This window comes from Paenibacillus mellifer (genome assembly GCF_023195895.1).
GTDB lineage: Bacteria > Bacillota > Bacilli > Paenibacillales > Paenibacillaceae > Fontibacillus > Fontibacillus mellifer.
In genome coordinates this window covers 1-18698 of sequence record NZ_JALPRK010000001.1, presented here as the reverse complement: position 1 = coordinate 18698, position 18698 = coordinate 1, and the positions used below count along the sequence as shown (strand labels likewise).

At 52.5% G+C, this 18698-nt stretch carries 15 protein-coding genes; 9 read left to right on the top strand and 6 right to left on the bottom strand.

Translation table 11 applies throughout. The annotated features are described in order from the left end of the window. The first annotated feature begins 92 nt into the window (after window positions 1–92). Both M0651_RS00075 and M0651_RS00070 read left to right on the top strand, forming a co-directional pair. On the top strand, window positions 93–1868 hold the full coding sequence (locus M0651_RS00075) for an ABC transporter ATP-binding protein (protein ID WP_248549829.1): 1776 nt from the start codon (window positions 93–95) through the stop codon (window positions 1866–1868). Then, entirely contained in the window at window positions 1855–3633 is a 1779-nt protein-coding gene (locus M0651_RS00070; RefSeq protein WP_248549828.1) for an ABC transporter ATP-binding protein, read from the top strand. The genes M0651_RS00075 and M0651_RS00070 overlap by 14 nt, the downstream gene beginning before the upstream one ends. 82 nt (window positions 3634–3715) lie before the next feature. Here the strand turns inward: M0651_RS00070 and M0651_RS00065 are convergent, their stop codons facing one another. Further along, complete coding sequence (locus M0651_RS00065; protein WP_248549827.1) at window positions 3716–4216, bottom strand: CarD family transcriptional regulator; 501 nt, start codon at window positions 4214–4216, stop codon at window positions 3716–3718. Window positions 4217–4449: 233 nt separating this feature from the next. Between M0651_RS00065 and M0651_RS00060 the strand changes: the two genes are divergently transcribed. Then, a complete protein-coding gene (locus M0651_RS00060; protein WP_248549826.1) occupies window positions 4450–4650 on the top strand; it encodes a hypothetical protein in 201 nt (66 codons plus the stop codon). A 289-nt stretch (window positions 4651–4939) separates the two neighbouring features. Here M0651_RS00060 and M0651_RS00055 read toward each other — a convergent pair whose 3' ends face one another. From M0651_RS00055 to xynA, 3 genes are all read right to left on the bottom strand, one after another. Further along, complete coding sequence (locus tag M0651_RS00055) at window positions 4940–5647, bottom strand: DNA alkylation repair protein (RefSeq protein ID WP_248550283.1); 708 nt, start codon at window positions 5645–5647, stop codon at window positions 4940–4942. A 104-nt stretch (window positions 5648–5751) separates the two neighbouring features. Beyond that, window positions 5752–6612, bottom strand: coding sequence for a formylglycine-generating enzyme family protein (locus M0651_RS00050; RefSeq protein ID WP_248549825.1), 861 nt, complete (start codon window positions 6610–6612; stop codon window positions 5752–5754). Window positions 6613–6698: 86 nt separating this feature from the next. Next, complete coding sequence (gene xynA, locus M0651_RS00045; protein ID WP_248549824.1) at window positions 6699–7331, bottom strand: endo-1,4-beta-xylanase XynA; 633 nt, start codon at window positions 7329–7331, stop codon at window positions 6699–6701. A 296-nt stretch (window positions 7332–7627) separates the two neighbouring features. Between xynA and M0651_RS00040 the strand changes: the two genes are divergently transcribed. Then, window positions 7628–9166: a M14 family zinc carboxypeptidase gene (locus tag M0651_RS00040; protein WP_248549823.1), complete on the top strand. Its 1539-nt coding sequence runs from the start codon at window positions 7628–7630 to the stop codon at window positions 9164–9166. 83 nt (window positions 9167–9249) lie between these two features. On the opposite strand, the gene M0651_RS00035 is transcribed toward M0651_RS00040, so the two are convergent. Further along, entirely contained in the window at window positions 9250–10764 is a 1515-nt protein-coding gene (locus M0651_RS00035) for a solute symporter family protein (RefSeq protein WP_248549822.1), read from the bottom strand. Window positions 10765–10768: 4 nt separating this feature from the next. Next, window positions 10769–11119: a DUF485 domain-containing protein gene (locus tag M0651_RS00030; protein ID WP_248549821.1), complete on the bottom strand. Its 351-nt coding sequence runs from the start codon at window positions 11117–11119 to the stop codon at window positions 10769–10771. A 200-nt stretch (window positions 11120–11319) separates the two neighbouring features. Here M0651_RS00030 and M0651_RS00025 point away from each other — a divergent pair, with 200 nt between their 5' ends. From M0651_RS00025 to M0651_RS00005, 5 genes are all read left to right on the top strand, one after another. Then, window positions 11320–12252 (top strand): AraC family transcriptional regulator, encoded by a 933-nt coding sequence (locus M0651_RS00025; RefSeq protein ID WP_248549820.1) that lies wholly within the window; start codon window positions 11320–11322, stop codon window positions 12250–12252. A gap of 200 nt (window positions 12253–12452) precedes the next feature. Beyond that, window positions 12453–14246, top strand: a complete 1794-nt coding sequence (locus M0651_RS00020; protein ID WP_248549819.1) for a class I mannose-6-phosphate isomerase — start codon at window positions 12453–12455, stop codon at window positions 14244–14246. Beyond that, window positions 14233–15240 (top strand): ROK family protein, encoded by a 1008-nt coding sequence (locus M0651_RS00015; RefSeq protein ID WP_248549818.1) that lies wholly within the window; start codon window positions 14233–14235, stop codon window positions 15238–15240. Before M0651_RS00020 ends, M0651_RS00015 begins: the two co-directional genes overlap by 14 nt. 15 nt (window positions 15241–15255) lie before the next feature. Then, window positions 15256–17748: a glycoside hydrolase family 38 N-terminal domain-containing protein gene (locus tag M0651_RS00010; RefSeq protein WP_248549817.1), complete on the top strand. Its 2493-nt coding sequence runs from the start codon at window positions 15256–15258 to the stop codon at window positions 17746–17748. Window positions 17749–17801: 53 nt separating this feature from the next. Further along, the gene (locus M0651_RS00005) at window positions 17802–18656 is read left to right on the top strand and encodes a copper amine oxidase N-terminal domain-containing protein (RefSeq protein WP_248549816.1); all 855 of its coding nucleotides are present in this window, start codon (window positions 17802–17804) and stop codon (window positions 18654–18656) included. Window positions 18657–18698 lie beyond the last annotated feature (42 nt).

The window sequence follows — 18698 nt, the reverse complement described above, 5'->3', positions numbered from 1 at the left end:
TACCTGTGGGTGGTTGTGGTATAATCACGATGATTTGCGAAAACGGATTGCCATCCGGCAGCTTGCAAGAACAAACAGAAACGGGTGATCAGATGTTCGAACTCAAATGGCTATGGCAGAATTTGGAGGGCAACCGGGCCAGGTATATTACGGCGCTAGTGCTGTCCGTCGTGGGCTCTTCGCTCATGATTATCAATCCATACATAGGCCAACGCATTGTCGACACGTTTATCACGGGTGAGAATGCGGTACAGAATCTAACGCAGGAAAGAGGACTGCTCATCATGCTCTGTATGGGCATGATCGGGTTTTCCCTGCTGCGCACGGGGCTTGCTTACCTAACAACGATGCAATACGAGCAGGCTTCGCAAAATATGTTGTACAAAGTCCGCATCTACCTGTACAACAAAATCCAAGGTCAGGATATGGAGTATTACGACCATAACCGGACCGGGGACTTGATGACCAAGATGACCGGTGACCTGGACATGGTACGCCACTCCATGGCGTGGATCATCAAGACGATCATCGAATCGGTAACGATTTTCCTTGCGGCTGTCGTTTATTTCTTCACCATCGATGCCGTGTTGACGTTGTGGCTACTGGTTCTGGCACCGCCGATCTTCATCGTGGCTTATATTTTCGCGAAGAAGGTCCGTCCGATGTACATCGACCTGCGTGAACGGTTGTCTCAGCTGAACACGACCACCCAGGAGAATATCTCCGGGAACCGCGTCGTTAAAGCCTTTGCACGCGAAGAATACGAAATCGAGAAGTTTACGGACAAGAACATCCACTTCTCCCAAGCCAACAAAAAAGCGGCGCTCGTGTGGCTGGACTACTTCCCGTATCTGGAGACGTTCGCACAGGCGTTTAACGTGATCTTGATGCTGGCCGGCGGCTACTTCGTGATGCAGGGACGAATTACCTTTGGGGAATTCTCCGCCTTCTCCGCGCTGATCTGGGCGATTTCCAACCCGATGCGCAATATCGGTATTATCATTAATGATATTCAACGTTTCTTCGCCAGCTTAAGCAAAATCGTGGAAATTTACTACGCGAAACCAAACATCGTGAACGAGCACAAAGCTACCGAAAAACGCCGTTACGAAGGACGGATCGATTTCGATCACGTCAGCTTCAAATATGACGGCGGCGAAGTGCTTCACGATATCAGTTTCTCGGTCAAACCAGGAGAAACCATCGCCATCATGGGTTCCACCGGATCGGGTAAAACGTCCCTTGTGAACCTGATCCCGCGCTTTTACGACGTATCTGGCGGGCAAGTCTTGGTTGACGGCGTCGACGTACGCAAGCTGGAGCTCGACGAACTCCGGGGCAACATCGGCATCGCGACGCAGGATGTGCTGCTCTTCTCCGATACGATTGACGGGAACATCGCTTACGGCGATCCGGAGCTGCCGGAAGAACAAACGGTTGAGTACGCCCGATTGGCCGCAGCGCATGATTTTATCACAAAAATGCCGGAAGGATACGATACGATCGTCGGAGAACGCGGCGTTGGCTTGTCCGGCGGGCAGAAACAGCGGATTGCACTCTCCCGCGCCCTTGCGGTGCGCCGGCCGATCTTGATCCTCGACGACACCACGTCCGCGGTTGACCTCGAAACCGAGGAGCATATCCAGAAGAGCTTGCGCGAGCTGGACTTCCCGTGCACGAAGCTGATCATTGCCCAGCGCGTGTCCACGACGGCCGAAGCCGACCGCATTCTGATCCTGGACGGCGGCCGCCTGATCGAGGAAGGCACCCATGCCGAATTGCTAGCCATACGCGGTTATTATTACGAGGTCTTTATGCTTCAGAACGAAGGTATCGGAAGGAAGGTGAGCGCTCATGGCCAGAAATAAATTCGATGTCGACGAAAACCTAGAGTCTCCCTTTGACATCAAGCATTTCAGGCGAGCCATGGTATACATCCGGAAACAGCAGAAGCCAATGATCGTCGCGTTTGTGCTGAGCGCCTTGTCAGCTGCAATCGCGCTATCGGCGCCTCTCATTATCCAACACGTCGTTGACGTGACGATTCCGGAGAAAGCCTTCGGCGCATTGATCTGGTGGTCCTTGCTTATGCTGCTCACGATCGTGGTCAGCGTCGAGCTGGCGACCATTCGCTCCCGGATTATGACCCGGGTCGGGCAGGATATCATCTTCGATATCCGCACGGATTTGTTCAAGCATCTGCAGAATCTGCCGTTTAAATATTACGATGACCGCCCTCAGGGGAAAATCCTGATCCGTGTCGTCAACTACGTCAATGCCGTATCCGACGTCTTGTCCAACGGGATCATCAACTTCATTCTGGAGATCGTCAACCTGATCTTTATCGCCGCTTTTATGTTTGCGGTGGATGTGCGGTTGTCGCTGGTCACCTTGGCCGGTTTGCCGGTGTTCCTCGGCGTTATGCTGCTGATCAAAACCCGGCAGCGCCGGGCATGGCAGGCCGTTTCGAACAAAAGCTCCAATATGAACGCCTATTTGCAGGAAAGCATCAGCGGGATTGGCGTCACGCAGATTTTCTCCCGCGAGAAGCATAACGAAGGCATCTTCACTCGTCTGGCCGGGAACTACCGAAAGGAATGGATGCGGGCGCTGCGATACAATGCTCTGATCCCGTTCACGGTCGACAATCTAGCCACGATCGTAACGACGCTCATCTATTTGGTCGGCTTGCTTGCGATGGGGCCGCAAGGCGTGACCTTCGGGGTCATCCTTGCAATGAGCAGTTACGCGGCGCGGTTCTGGCAGCCGATCCTGAACCTGTCGCAGCTGTATAACAACTTTATTAACGCCGTTGCTTACCTAGAACGGATCTTCGAAACGCTGGATGAACCGGTGACGGTCAGCGATGTACCGGATGCGAAGGAACTGCCGTCGGTGAAGGGCGACGTCAAATTCAACGACGTGACGTTTGCTTATGATCCAGGCCTTAACATTCTGGAACACCTGAACTTCGACGTGAAGGCCGGGGAGAGCATCGCCCTCGTCGGTCCGACGGGTGCAGGCAAAACCACGGTCGTCAACCTAATCTCGCGCTTCTACAACTTGACCGACGGCGAGATCCTGATCGATGGTCACGATATCTCGCAGGTGACGCTGAAGTCGCTGCGCAGCCAGATGGGGATCATGCTGCAGGACAGCTTTATTTTCTCCGGCACGATCATGGATAATATCCGTTACGGCAAGCTGGACGCCACGGAAGAGGAGATTATCGCCGCAGCCAAAACGGTCTGTGCCGACGATTTCATCCGCGAGTTCGAGGAAGGCTACCAAACCGAGGTTAACGAACGCGGCTCGAAGTTATCCCAAGGACAACGGCAGCTCATCTCGTTCGCCCGGACCCTGCTGGCCGATCCGCGCATCCTGATCCTGGACGAAGCGACCTCCTCGATCGACGCCAAGACGGAGCGCCTGCTCCAGCAAGGCTTGAACGAGCTGTTAAAAGGCCGCACTTCGTTCATCATCGCCCACCGGCTGTCGACCGTGAAGAACTGCGACCGCATCATGTACGTGTCCGACAAGGGGATTGCCGAGTCCGGTTCGCATGACGAGCTGATGGCGAAGAAAGGTCTGTATTACCGCTTGTATACAGCACAGAAGATGGAAGCAGTGTAATTACGTAAAGAAAGGCAATTCCGAAGCCCTTTTCAGGGCTAACGGAATTGCCTTTTGTTTATTCCTGGATGACATCCATCCGTTATTCGTATTGGCCGATTCGGTTTTCGATATATTCTTCAACCTCTTCTTTGGGAATGTCCAAGGCGATCGCCAACTCGCCGTGCAAATTCTCAGAAGCTGAGCTCAATAGCCGTTCATCCGATTGCCGCAGCTTTTTGCCTAAACCGTTTTGCTCTCTTTTTTTGTGCAACATCGCTTTGATGACTTTGATCCACTCCACGGTATCGCCTGTGCCAATCGCTTGCTTGCAGCTGGCTTCCCGGGCTTTATCGTTGCTGATCCAGGTCACGTCAATGCTTGGAATCCGGGAGATCAGACGCTCGGATTCTTCCCGCGAAATGATGCTGCGCATGATCACCTTGATATTGTCGATCGGCGTATAAATCGTAGTCCCTTTCAGATAAATCGGGTTGAGCAGATAATACTTGCGGTCCCCCTCCACTCCCGGCGGCGTGCAAATGTCTTTAATTTGGCAGACCCCATTGCTTCCGTAGATCACATATTCATTTACCGCAAACATATGCCTTCCTCCTTTAGTCTTCTGATGAGATACCTTAATCTGGACCCTAAAATATAAAAACACCGCCCACTCTAGCTGAGTGAAACGGTGTCTGAGAACTCCGCCGTTTGGTTATTTATCACCCTAAGGATGTACCTATAATACCATTATAGACTAAATTACGGGGTTCATGTCATTTATTTAGGAAATACTAAATTTTATTCGATAATCCCTTAAGGAGGTTAGGTGTACTTATGAACGAAAACGACAACGAGAAAGCCAAGCAGCGGCTGGAACAGGCAAAGGCCGCGGATTCCACCGATGAAGGCCGAAAAGGCGCCTTCATGACGAAGGACGCCTGGAACCAAGATGGCAACCCCGCCGCTGCGATGGACGACTTTGGCCCGGAGATGAAACCGGAGGACCCGCCGACGTTGAATGGGAAGCCGATGTAACTCGTTACAGCCTGACTTTCCCGTGGAGCGCAGAGTTACTAGACTAATCTGTATGATTTTTCGAATACATTTTGCCGGAATCGTTGGATTTGGCAGATTGTATTCGATTTTTCATATAGATTCGTCGATTCTAACCGCAGCAGGCACGAATCTATATGATTTTTCTCGAACACAATTGTTCAAAAACGATGAAAGCAGCAGATTGTATTCGAAATTTCACATAGAATGTCCCGTCCCGGTGATACGCGTTGTATAACTTGTCATTCCCCATTCCGCATGCATATCTGCATTAACACCGCACATACTTCCGCTTAAATCCAAGCTGTCCGCGATCCAGCGATTTTTGGATTGTTTCCGAAGCGTTCAGGTAGGTACTCTTCTTGGAATCCCGTTTCATCTCGACCGGGCCGATCACTTTGGCGACCTCAACCGCTTGTGCGTGGAGCGGCATATACGAAACCCCGACGGTGTAGATAAAATTGTTCATTGCGGATTTCGTTCGTGCAGGCGCATCGTGGATCGAGTTCTTCACCGTTTCCAACATACCGGCGAGCTTATCCTCGGCAAATTCACGGTCCGGCCGGCTCCCCAATAGCCAGCAGTAACAGCTCCAACCCGCCGACATTTTTAGCTCGTCCCCACTGGCGATCCACTTGTCCGCAACCTCTTGGGCAATATCCGTCTCCGCCAAGGTGACGGCCACCACATAATCCGACAGCATATAGAAATAGGCACCCTTGATCCAACGCTCAAAGTCCGCTGAGGTCATCGCCTTCGGATCGGCAATGATCCCGGCAAAGTACATGGCATCATAATTCCCCGTCGCATACAGTTCTTCGGCCAATGGCTGATTGATCTTGATCTGCCGGAACAGCGGCTTCATTTCGCCTGTCGCTACGCCAAACAGCGGCTCCCGCGCGCCGTTAGACATGTACATTTTCTTCAGTCGCTCTTTGCCGAGTGCCTCAAGCTCCTGCATCACCGTTTCCAGATTCATCATGGGCCAGCTCCCTTCATCCCGCATGGATTCTTTCGTCTAGCTTACTACGTAAGCAGGGCTAGATTCAAATCCCTGACCGGGTCGTCGGACGTCTCACTGTATTACTTGCTCCGTGCCAATCGGAACCCTTGATCCGGACCAAAGCCGTTTGCTTCAAACTTGCCGCGAAACGACACCTGGCTGCTGCCGACATCGCCGATCCAGCCGCCGCCTTTCACCACCCGGAAGGAGCCGTGGGCCTCTGGCCGGTTCACGTCATCCCCATACCAGTCCCAGCACCATTCCCTCACATTGCCTGACATATCGTAAAGTCCAAGCTCATTAGGTTTCTTACCACCGACAGGCTTAGGTTGGCTATGGTTACTCTCGATGATCGGCCAGTTCCAGTCTCCGGTCAAATATTCATCCCCGACGTTCCGCCAATACCAAGCCACATCGTCCGCGCGGGAGCTGCCGCTATATGGGTAACTCTTACTCAATGCGCCGCCACCGGCCGCATACTCCCACTCCGCCTCTGTCGGCAGCCGGTACCCGTTCGCCCCCTCATTCAATGAAACGAGCCATTTCACTTGATCGTTTTCGCTGAGATTGTCCGGGTCGACTTTACTCTTCTCTATATTGTAAAAAGATTCCAAGCCCTCTCGTTTGCTCCGCTGATTGCAATACTCAATCACGTCATACCAGCTCACCATCTCCACCGGTAAATCGCTGCCTTGAAACTGGGACGGATTGCTTCCCATCACTTCCGTCCATTCTCTCTGGGTAACTTCATATTTTCCGATATAAAAATCAGCCAACGTGATCCCCGTACCGTAGTAATTAGACCGCTCATTCATCGCACTCCCGCCTTGAATCAGCACGAAGCGATCCTGTAGCGTTTCGGATTTCTCCAACCCCGCCTGCGAGCAAGCCGTAACCAGCACCATCATCGCGATGAACAGGAACATCAATCGCTTCCTCATAGGTAGCTCTCCTTTAATTGAAAGATCGATACGGGCCGCCGGCTGTACGCCGAACGGCCCTTTCACCAAGTTCAGCGATTAACCGATTACCACACCGTTACGTTAGAGCTTCCGCTGCTCTGATAACCTTCCGTCGCCAGCACCTGATAAGACCAGCTGCTTCCCAGGTTCATGCCTTTGCTCTTCCAGGCATTCACATGATTGCTGAAGGTGATGGCAACGTTGCTGCCGGTTGGTCTCTTGGATTGCCGTACGCTCCAGAATTGTTGGAACGTCTGCGTACCATCGATGGAAGGCGCATTATAGCGCATCGTGGTATAAATATCATAGGTGCCCCCGTCGCTGTTCACTGTCCCTTTATAGGTGCCGGTCGGCCGGTACGTGCCCCAGCTGTCCACAACGTAATACTCGATCAATGAGTTTCTTGTCCATCCGTAGAGGGTCAAATACCCGTTCCCCGAAGGGGCCCAGACGCCGGCGTTGTAGTTGACCGTCCGATTGGGCGACCCTACGTTCCAGCCTTTGCCGACTACGAAGTTCCCGGTATTTTGCCAGGTCACGCTGTAGTTGCCCCCGGACCCATTTACCGCATTCACCGTTCCGCCGCCGTCCGTCCAATTTTGCCAATAATCCGTCGCTGCATTTGAGGTTGCCCCAAACAAACCGAAACTCATCGAAGCTGTCAGGAGTAAAGTCAACATCTTTCTTTTCAATTTCATGATCAATTCCTCCTCAGATCTCTTTTTTTAGAAACCAAATCGAATCGTTCTTGCTCCCTGCTTCTTACCGAGATACAGCATTGCTCTTTGGGGCATCACCTACCTTGTGTCATAATCTAGAAACATTTGGCTATCACCTCCTTTACTAGAAAATTATAGAAGGTAAGCGCATACATTTCACTTCGCAAAATAAAGGTTTTATCTTCTTTTTTACATAGATTAATAGACTTTTTGTTGTTTCCCTCTTATACTTCCATGTAAATGCTAGGACAACTAGAATGGGAGTTGGAAATCGCGTGAAGTCAACTAGAAACCGCCGAATACATAAGACAATCCTGCTTATCCTCTGTTTATGGCTTGGATCTCCGCTGATCGCTTCCCCCCGCGAGGTTCAGGCGGCAGCAGCACCCCCTATCGTAAATCCCCAGCAAATCTATTCCTACAAGGTTCTGACCCAGGATCTCGAAGAGCTGGCGACAGCTTATCCCAACTTGGTCACCTATGAATCTATTGGCACCACCAGTTATGGTCGAGAGATTTGGGCGGTCAAGCTGGGTCGGGGCGAGTCCACGATCCTGCTGAACGGTTCCCATCATGCCCGAGAATGGATAACAACCACGCTCTTAATGAAAATGATCGATACCTATGCGGCAGCCTACACGAAAGGATCTTCCTTGTCCAACTCGTACCCGGTCCGCGAATGGTTGGATGAAGTCAGCATCTGGGTTGTCCCGATGGTCAATCCCGACGGCGTCACGCTGGCCCAGCAAGGAACAGCTGGTCTGCCGCAATCCCAGGCCGCCCTGCTTCGCAAGTACAATGGCAACAGCTCTTATTTTGCCCGCTGGAAAGCCAATATGGATGGAATCGACTTGAACCGCCAATACCCGGCGGCCTGGAATACGATTACGCAATCGACTAGATACCCTTGGTATTTCAACTATAAAGGTACCCGTCCGGCACAGACATCCGAAGTCCAAGCGATGATGAAATTCACGACCGCGGTCGACCCGGAACTCACGATATCTTATCACTCCTCGGGCGAAATTATCTTCTGGCATTTCCATACGCCAGCTCAGAACGCAACCCGAGACCGAGCCATGGCTGCTGATTTGGGACGGCTTACCGGCTATTCCATCGTTCAACCGGAGAAGAATCCTTCGGGCGGTGGATATAAAGACTGGTTCGTCCAGCAATTCGGTCGTCCCGGGTTTACGATCGAAGTTGGCAAATACGCTGGGGAAAGCTATGTTCCGCTTCAGCAATTCAATGAGATTTGGGCCGACAACCGGGAGGTCGGATTGTATTCAGCCAAGCAGGCTTACGGATTATGGCTGCAGAAGCAGAAGGTACAACCCGTAGCCGAATCCGCTGATCTGCTCGTACAAACCCAGTTATACCCTTACCCAGAGGCAAAAACCAAACTTGGCGCGTTAGCGGCGCAAGAGGTAGAAGTTACTTCTCGCAAAGGGGACTGGGTCGAGGTTCGCTCCGCCGATGGAAACGGATGGATCCATCCAGCGCCGGGAACGGTGGTCAAGGTGAGCAAGCTATCGGCCACAACCGATTTAATGGAGACAACCTTGACCTACAACTATCCGGATCGGCTCTCGCCGGCGACCGCCCTACCGCCCCAAACGGTGCAAGTCATCGGCGAGTGGGATGAATGGCTGCAAATTTCCACCAATCAGGGACTGGCCTGGATCGATGGACGACATCTTGAGCTAAAGCCGCTGCCGGAAGTTGAGGAGTCTGAATCTCAGTCGCAGCCGGGAACCTTGGATCCGGGCGAACCCGAGGCCATAATAACAACATCACAGGAAGTCGCTTCATAATCATCGGCCTTGACCATGGAAAAACCCGCTGGACACCTTGGTGTCCTAGCGGGTTTTTGAATTTGAAGGCGTCAGGGGACATATTATACGCCTGTATTCGCCTTGACGAGCACCTCCGCGTATTTCGCCTCATCTTTCTCGCGGGACAGGAGGGTACCGACAACCGCAGAAAGAAAGCCCAGCGGGATAGAGATAATCCCCGGATTCGTCATCGGAAAGATCGCCGTTCCGGTCAAGATCGCCTTGCCCGGTTCTGGATCCCATACGTTTGGACTTAGCGCGACGAGAATAACCGTGCTGAGCAAGCCGACCAGCATGCCGGAGATCGCCCCCGTTCGGTTGAATCTTCGCCAGAACACGGTGAACAGAATGATCGGCAGGTTGGCGCTCGCCGCGACGGCAAAAGCCAAGGAGACGAGGAAAGCCACATTCATCTTCTGGGCGAACAGGGCTAGCACGATCGAGATGATCGATACGCCGATCGAAGCCCAGCGGGCCATGCGCAGCTGTTCCCGCTCGGTTGCGTTGCCGCGGCGGACGATTTGCCCATAGAAATCGTGCGCGAACGCGGAGGCGGCCGACAACACGAGGCCGGTGACGACGGCTAAGATCGTAGCGAACGCCACCGCCGAGATGAAGGCGAACAGGAAGTCGCCGCCAAGCGCTCTAGCCAGCAGCGGAGCAGCCATATTGCCGGCCTTGTCGACGGCCGTGATCTCCTCCGTACCGACGAATGCCGCAGCCCCGAAGCCAAGGAAGATCGTCATGACGTAGAAGATGCCGATGATCCAGGTGGCGTAGACTACGGAGCTTCGTGCCGTGCGGGCGTCCTTGACCGTAAAGAATCGGGTCAAAATATGCGGAAGCCCGGCGGTGCCCAGCACCAGCGCCAGGTTGAGCGATATCGTTTCTAGCGGGACCTTGTACTTGTTGCCCGGATTCAGATAGTTCTCCATTAATGGGGTTGCCGTCTTCATCTGCTCGAACATGCCGGTTAGACTGAAATCGAACTTCGCGAAGACCATCAGCGAGATGACAAAAGTGCCCCCCATCAGCAATACCGCCTTGGTGATTTGCACCCAGCTCGTGGCATGCATGCCGCCGAATACGACATAGACGGTCATTAACACGCCAACGATCAACACCGAGGTGACGAAATCAAGGCCCAGCAGGAGCTTGATCAGCGCCCCCGCCCCAACAAGCTGCGCAATCATGTAGAAGATGGAGATCGCAATTGTATTCAGCGCCGCGAAGCCGCGCACTTCTTTATTCGAAAAGCGGGCGGCAATCATGTCAGCGACCGTATACTTGCCCAGATTGCGGAGCGGCTCGGCTACCAGGTACAACACGACAAGGTAGGCAACGAGAAATCCGATACTGTAGAAAAAGCCGTCGAACCCGACCAGGGCAATGGACCCGGCGATGCCGAGAAACGACGCAGCCGACATATAGTCGCCGGCGATAGCGGTTCCATTTTGCCAGCCCTTCAACCCGCCGCCTGCCGTGTAGAATTCGCTGGTGTTGTTCGTTTTTTTCGCTGCAAAATAAGTAATGACCAACGTCAACAGCACAATCGCGCAAAATAAGGTGAACGCCATGTCGTTACGCCCCCATTTCCCGCCGAATGTCGTCTACCAACCGGTCAAACCGTCTCGCAACCCGCGAGTAAAGGATACACAACGCCCACGTCATGACAAACTGGGCGAACGCAAACACCCATGCCCAGGAAATCGGCCCGATCGCCGGTCGATTCAGCACTTCCGAATATGAAGTCATGATCGGGAGCGCAAAGTAAAACAGCAGAAAAAATACGGTTAACGGGATAATGAACTTTTTCTTGCGGGAGATCAGCGTTTTGAACTTGGCGGAATGCCACACCTCGGTGTAGCTTTTCCCTTGCGTACCTTTTGCACTTTTAGCCGCTTTCGCAGCCTTTGCAACTTTCGCATCCATCCTTCACCCTCCAAATCATGAACTTTGAAGATCACCCAATATATGTAAGCGATTCAAATTCATTTTATGCAGGGTTCGGCTGGTGAAATGTTCAATTTTTAAGTAACGGTAATGAATCTTCTAAATCCGAGATTTATCGTTTACACTAGGGCAAAGGCCTACCATTCAAAGCTGAGTAAACAGCTGGGAGGAATCCTCTGATGAGCATTGAACCGTTACCCTTCATCCCATCGTTTCGACGGGCCAATTCCGTTCTGAACCGAACGTTAAGCCGCATCGAGAAGCCGGATTTGACCGTTCAAATCCACTATTGGGGGTTTATGCCCCGCCATTTCGACAATACGGAGCATAAACATTCGTTCTTCGAAGCTTGTTTCGTGTTAACAGGCTCCGGCTTCTACCAAGAAGAACATACAGAATTCCCGCTTCAACCCGGGACCCTGTTTCTTTCCAGACCGGGGATTCAGCACCGCATTTTGAGCAAGAAAGGGCTGGCCCTATGTTACGTGGCCTTCGAGCTGGAAGAATCGGCTTGCAGCGAGCTTTACGCCGCCGCTTTCGGGCTGCTGGCCAAGCAGGGCATCCCGGTTCTTGGAGAAGGGGCCGACCAGACGCCGGGACTTCTCTGGCGCTCTCTCTTATCCCTGTTCGATTCGTCTACTACCGGCGTAAATTCCCCGCCGCCCATGCAACTCAGTTTGGCGGAGTCCCTGATCTTGTCCATCCTTTCCACCCACGGACCCGGTTTCTATCAAGATACTGGCAGTACGGACAAGAAGGAAGAAGGCGCCTCGATGGTACATCAGGCAGAACTGTTTATCATGGATAACTTGAGCGAACCTCTGTCCTTAGAACGGGTTGCCAGTCATCTGCATATCACGACGCGCCACTTGACGAGGTTGTTTCGCCATTACGGACACCAATCCTTTGTGCATTATGTACAGGAGCAACGCGTGCAAAAAGCCAAGAACCTCATCTTGAACACAGACCTTCAGCTTAAACAGATTGCCGCTTTGTGCGGATTTGAATCTATACACTATTTCACGCGTGTATTCACGTCCAAGCTTGGCGTAACCCCCGCTCGCTTCCGGCGATCGCAATTTACGGAAGGACGGTACGATTCCGACTTATAACCTGTCGCCGGAATCGATGTCCGGATCGTACAAAAACACTTCCTCTTTTTATAAAGACGGATTCTCCCTTCTGATTCTACAATAGGACCGTAAGCTGATCCTAAGAAGGGAGGATACCCCCACCAGTGAACCCTCAACCTGTACCGGCCTTTCAAAAATATCCTATCAATAAGTTACACTTTCGGGACACCCCCGTGTTCATGCAACAGGGTACAAACTTGTGGTGCTCGTTCATCTTATCCGCATATCAAGAGACTGCGGGCTCCTTCTATATTACGCTTGACGGGACCCACGGAGCAGATTTCTCCGCCTTGCTGGGCCCCCTCCGTCAAGCTTGTGATAAGGAAGGCATTCCTTTCTCAAGCGATTTTACGGCGGATTATGTGAAGCCCGAAGGGGAACTGCGATCGGAAATGGCGGCTTACCTGACGGATAACCGGGCATTTGGCTATAAAGCAAACGATGTCCGCCCTATGCAATATTTTCAAAACAAGGCCAAGGCATTCTTGGAGAAAAAAGCGCATGAACATACGCCAGGTGGCGGGATTTATGTTCTATTTGGACCAGGAGCCTCCCTTCTAGCCGGAAGGGAGCCCAACCTCGTCTTTTTTGCCGACTACTCCCGGGAAAACCAACAGCTGCGGCATGCACAGCGGATGGGCAGCTTTGGCTTCGGCGAATCGGACGACAAGGTCGAGACCTACAAGCACTGCCTGTTCCTGGAATGGCCCGTATGGGAGCCTTATCGCCAAGACTGGCTGACACTGAATGGAGGACATCCGGATAAGAAGGGTGCCTACTATATGGACATGAATCGCCCAGAAGCTCCAGTATGGCTGCCGGTCGTAACATTAAAAGACGTATTGCGACAAGCGGCAAAGCAGCCGTTCCGGGTAAAGCCGTTTTTTGCTCCCGGCATCTGGGGAGGGCAATATTTGAAGGAGTTGTGCGACCTTCCGGAGGAATGGGCGAACTGCGCCTGGAGCTTCGAGCCAATCGCTCCCGAGAATACGCTTCTTCTCGAAGTCCACAGGATCCCCTTGGAAGTTCCCTTCACCCTTCTTATGGAGGAAGCCCCCTACGAGATTTTGGGAGAGCGTAATGTAGGGTTGTTTGGCAATTATTTTCCCATCCGGTTCGATTACTTGGATACGATGCAAGGCGGGGAATTATCGCTCCAAGTCCACCCGCTTCAGGCGTATGTGGAATCTACATTCAACGAGCATATGACGCAGCAGGAATCCTATTACATCATGCGAAATGAACAGGGGGCCAAGGTCTATCTCGGATTAAAGGAAGGCGTCACCGGCGAGAAGCTGCTTGAAGCGGTGGAACACGCCCACTCGACTAGAGAACCGCTTACGTTGTCTTCCTATGTGAACGAATACGAATCAGAGAGGGGAAACTTGTATCTCATTCCTCCAGGAACGGTGCACTGCTCCGGCGGAGACAATCTGGTTCTGGAGATTTCCTCAACCACCTGGTGGTTCACCTTTAAAATTTATGATTACCTGCGCCTGGATGCTGATGGCAAGCCACGTCCCATGAATCCCGAACACGCACGGCATAATATCAACGATGCCATAGACACCTCCGCCGTCGAAAGAGGTCTGATCGCTCGGCCGATTGTTGTTAGCAGACAGGGCCGGAGCACGGAAGAAATGCTGGGGCAACGCGACGATCTTCTGTTCCAGGTCAGCAGGCTGTCCCTGCAGGATACTTGGCACACGGATACCCGGGGCGAATTTGTGATGTACAATCTCGTGGAGGGCGAGCATGTCCGTCTTGTCCCGGCAAACAACGAAGCTGCTGCGGTGGAATGGGGATATGCCGAAGCTTATATCGTACCGGCCAGCGTAGGCGAATACCGCCTGGAGAACCTTTCCAATACCCCGTGTACGCTGATAGCTGCTAGAGTTAATCCGGCATGGAATCTCCCGCTCCTTCCACCCTCCTGGAATCCGGGTAAAGAGGCTTCCCATGAAATTCATTAACGGGCAGGACCTTGAAGCGAGAGCCCCAGTCATGATTACGCTGGCGCTCGATGCCGGCGGAACCGTCCTGAAGGGGGCCCTTCTCGTTAACGGGGAGATTGTACCCGATTCGTTCCTGAGCCGGCCATCCGAATCCCAGGGGCCGCCAGCTAACACCATCGCCCGCTTTGCCGAGGTATGCCTTCATCTGCTCTACTTCTATACCGCAACTTACGGACCATTGCGTAATAACGATAAAGTCCGGATCGGATTTGCCTTTCCCGGGCCGTTTGATTATGAAGAAGGCATTGCTCTTCTCCAGGGGATCGGCAAATATGAAGCCTTGTACAAGTTGTCCGTTCGGGACCTGCTCCGTGAGAAGTTGCATCAACTCACTTCCCATACACCAGGCATCCTGACCGATTTGCTCGCCTCCGCCGAAATCCGGTTCGGGAATGACGCCCACCTGTTTGGACTCGGAATCGGCCTCCGTTTCCCCTCGGACCGACTGATCTGCCTCACGCTCGGAACCGGCTTGGGCTCCGCCTTTGTCGAGAACGGACAACTCGTCACCGCCGCCGATGGAGTCCCGTTAAACGGAATGCTGTTTGCCGAACCTTACCGGGAGGGGATCGTTGACGACTATTTTGGGAGAAGAGGGATTCTTGGGATGGCAAAGGAACGGGGAGTCCTTGTAGAGAACACCGATGTAGCAGATCTAGCAGAGGCAGCTAAACATGGAGACGACAAAGCCCTGGAATTGTTCCATGAATACGGCAGACGGCTGGGAGAGATGCTTTTGCCTTATATTCTCGCTTTTAAGCCCGGCCGTATCGTGCTTGGGGGACAGATCTCCAACAGCTTCCCACTCTGGGATGATGACTTTCAGCAATCTCTTGGCGAGTTTACGCTTCCGGTTATCCAGTTGCAGGATGGGATCACCGACGTATTTCAAGGCATTCACCAGCTATTCGAAGATACGGAGGGAAATCCTTCCGCCTCATTTCATAACTAGGAGGTTAACTCAAATATGAACCATCTCAGCAAAAAGGAACCTAAACCCGCCCGTCCCTGGACCCTCTATGTCATCCACCATTCCCACACGGATATCGGCTATACGGAGCGCCAGGAGAGAATCGAACAGTACCATGCCGATTTTATCCGCCAAGCCCTGAAGATTACGGAAGCCGCCCACCGCGGGGAACGCCCGGAGTGGGATTCCTTCCGATGGACATGCGAAACGTTCTGGGCCGTGGAAAGATTCCTGGAGAGCGCTTCGTCCGAGGAGAAAGAAGCTTTCCAGCAAGCCGTAACCCGAGGGAAGATCGAGCTGTCGGGGACCTACCTGAACATGACTGAGTTGCCCGACTTTGACCTCCTGCTTCGGAACCACAGCAAAGCCCAACAGTACGCTAAATCGTTCGGACACCGGATCGACAGCGCTATGACGGCCGATATTAACGGATACAGCTGGGGTTATGCCGCAAGCCTGCTGCAAAACAACATCGAGCATCTCTTCTCCTGTATTCACACCCATCATGGCATGTACCCGCTTGGCCGCAAGCAAACCCCGTTCTGGTGGGAAACGCCGGACGGCGGCAAGCTGCTCGTCTGGAACGGGGAGCACTATATGTTCGGCAATGAACTGGGATTCTGTCCGGACGCGTTGGGAAAATATATCATCAAGGACGAAATCCAGCATTTCCTAATGGAGCCGGAGCCTCGTCATGACGAGATCGCTTCCTTGCGGATTCACCGTTATCTCTGGAATCTGGAGCAGGAGCAGTATCCATACTCTTTTGTTCCGATCATGGTCTCAGGGCTTGGGACGGACAATGCTTCCCCAAATGCGGATATCGCAGAATGGATTGCGAAGTGGAATGGGCAACACGGCGATCACATTACGATCAAGATGGCTACTCTCTCCGAGTTCTTCGCGATCCTGAAGCAGGAAGACCTGTCTTCTCTCCCGGTCCATCGAGGTGACTGGCCAGACTGGTGGACCGACGGCGTCGCCTCCACGGCGATGCACACGCAGATTTACCGCGATGCCCAGCGGACGCTGCGGAAGGTAAAGAGCCTCGATCCGAACCATGAAGTGGTAAGCCCCGCCGAGCTTGATGAAGCATCGCAGGCGATGACGATGTACGCCGAACATACGTGGGGATATCACTCCTCCATCTATGAGCCTTGGCATCCGCAAGTACAGATGCTTGAGGTACGGAAGCAGTCTTATGCGGCTGAAGCCAGCAAGCTGGCTTACCGTGCCTTGGATAAAGCGTTGATTGCCCGAAAAGGAGCTCTCCTGACCCCCAAACGCCCGCTGCGGTATGAGGTCATCAATACAGAACCCGCCAAAGTCACGCTTCTGATGACGATTCCGCTCGATGGATGGGAAACCGTGCTGCTGCAGAAGGAGTTCCGGCTCATCGATGAATCAACGGGGCAAGCCATACCGTACCAGCTGTCCTCTACGCAAGCCATCGTCGCCGAACTAACGTTGTTGCCTGGCGAGTCCCATATGCTTCATCTTCAACCGGTCGATAATGCGGGACTCTACGCCGATTCGAATAAGATCGTGACGGCCCGGAATACCGAACCGATCCCCAGCGAAGGAGTCTACGATATCTGGTCTGCATCTTCCGTCAAGCCTCCGATCCATATCGGAGACGACTTCATGGAATCCGAAACGATGCGGATCGAATGGAGAATCGAGGAAGGGATCACGGCATGGAAGGATAAAGGCCTGTCCGCCGACCTGCTGGACATGAACCGCAAGCATGCGCCATTCACGCCGGTATATGAAGTGACTCCGGCTCAGGACGAACATAGTCCTTCACAGGTCTGCTCCACACGGTCTCGTATGGGCCGGAATCGGAAAGGGATACATGTTCAGCGGGACAGCGGCCGCCTAACCAGGGTGAAGGTGCTGGACAATGGGCCGTTATACGCGCTTGTGGAGCTGGTGTTTGAAGTAAAAGGACTCAGCTATTACGCCCTACATCTTAAAATGTTCGCCAATCAGCCTCGAGTCGAAGTATCCGTCCGTTTGCACAAGGACAGCGTATGGCTCCCGGAGAACGTTTATGTCGCCCTCCCCTTCTCCCTCGGACCGGAAGCGGAGCTTTATGTGGAGAAAGCCGGCTGCCTCGTTCGTCCCTGGAAGGATCAGCTCCCAGGCTCCTGCCTGGATTACACCGCCGTACAGGAAGGGTGGTTCTGGCACTCGGCCAAAGATCAGGGAGCTCTTGCTCTCTCCATGACGGATACCCCATTACTGCAGTTGGGTACCCTGGAACATGAGCCGCGGAAGCTTCATACGATGCAATCTGAGAACAGCCGTCCCAGCACGTATGCATGGATACTGACCAACTATTGGGAGACCAATTTCAAAGCAACGCTCGGCGGTTTCTATGAATTCCGCTATGCGGTTGAACGCCTGCATCAGATTGATCCGCAAGAAACAGTGAGCGCCCTTCATGCCTCCACTGGACAATTTACGGTTCACCGCATTCAATCGTAGCAACTACGACCCTTCTCACAACGTCTAATGATAAGGAATACCTAATGTGAGGAGTGTTCGTTCTGAAAAAGCTGATCTTTACAGTTGCTGCGCTGAGCATGTTGTTCCACTCATCCGCTTACGCAGCAGAACCCATGAAAATTCGCATGAAAAATCAAGGCGATGCCGCATCGATTGCCATTTCCTCCGATGTGAAACCCGAAGTGAAAAACAACCGAACGATGGTCCCACTGCGAGTGATCAGCGAAAATTTGGGAGCTGCGGTCCACTGGTCGGGTTCGAAAGTAGTGCTTACAAAAAACAAAGTAGAGATCACTTTAGAGCCGAGTAGCAGAATAGCAGTTAAAGACGGTAAAACAGTCACGCTCGATGTTAAACCCTATCTAAAGAATAATCGCACGATGGTTCCACTCCGCCTTATCGCAGAGACATTTGATTGCAAGGTCAGTTATAACAACGCTGCAGTCACCATTGAAACGAAACCTTTGATCATCGATGGCGTAGAAGTGAAAGCCTTGCAGCAGGAATACCACATGACGATGGGCGGGATAGTCAATCAAATCAACGGCAATAGCTATATTGAAGCCATCTACAATCTTTTTATCAAAAACAAAGGCAATAAGGTCGAAGCCCCTGCGAGTTACACCTGGATGAGCCACCCTTCCACCGGCGATTACTATAAAATTGGACAATATGACTTTATAGACCAGGAAGGGAACAGCATCCAACGTTTTGACATTTATTCTTTAGTTCAATCTTCTGACGGGGACCCTGAGGTGTTGATTTATGAAGCAAAGGAAGAGCAATGGTATACATTTAACTACAAGGTAAGTCAAGACATATGGCAGTTCATTGATACCGCTGCAAAGAACGGCTTACTAACGGAGATCAGCAATACCGTTCCATAAACAGCGTAGCGGCAGACAAAAAGACGCTGAATATTCAGCGTC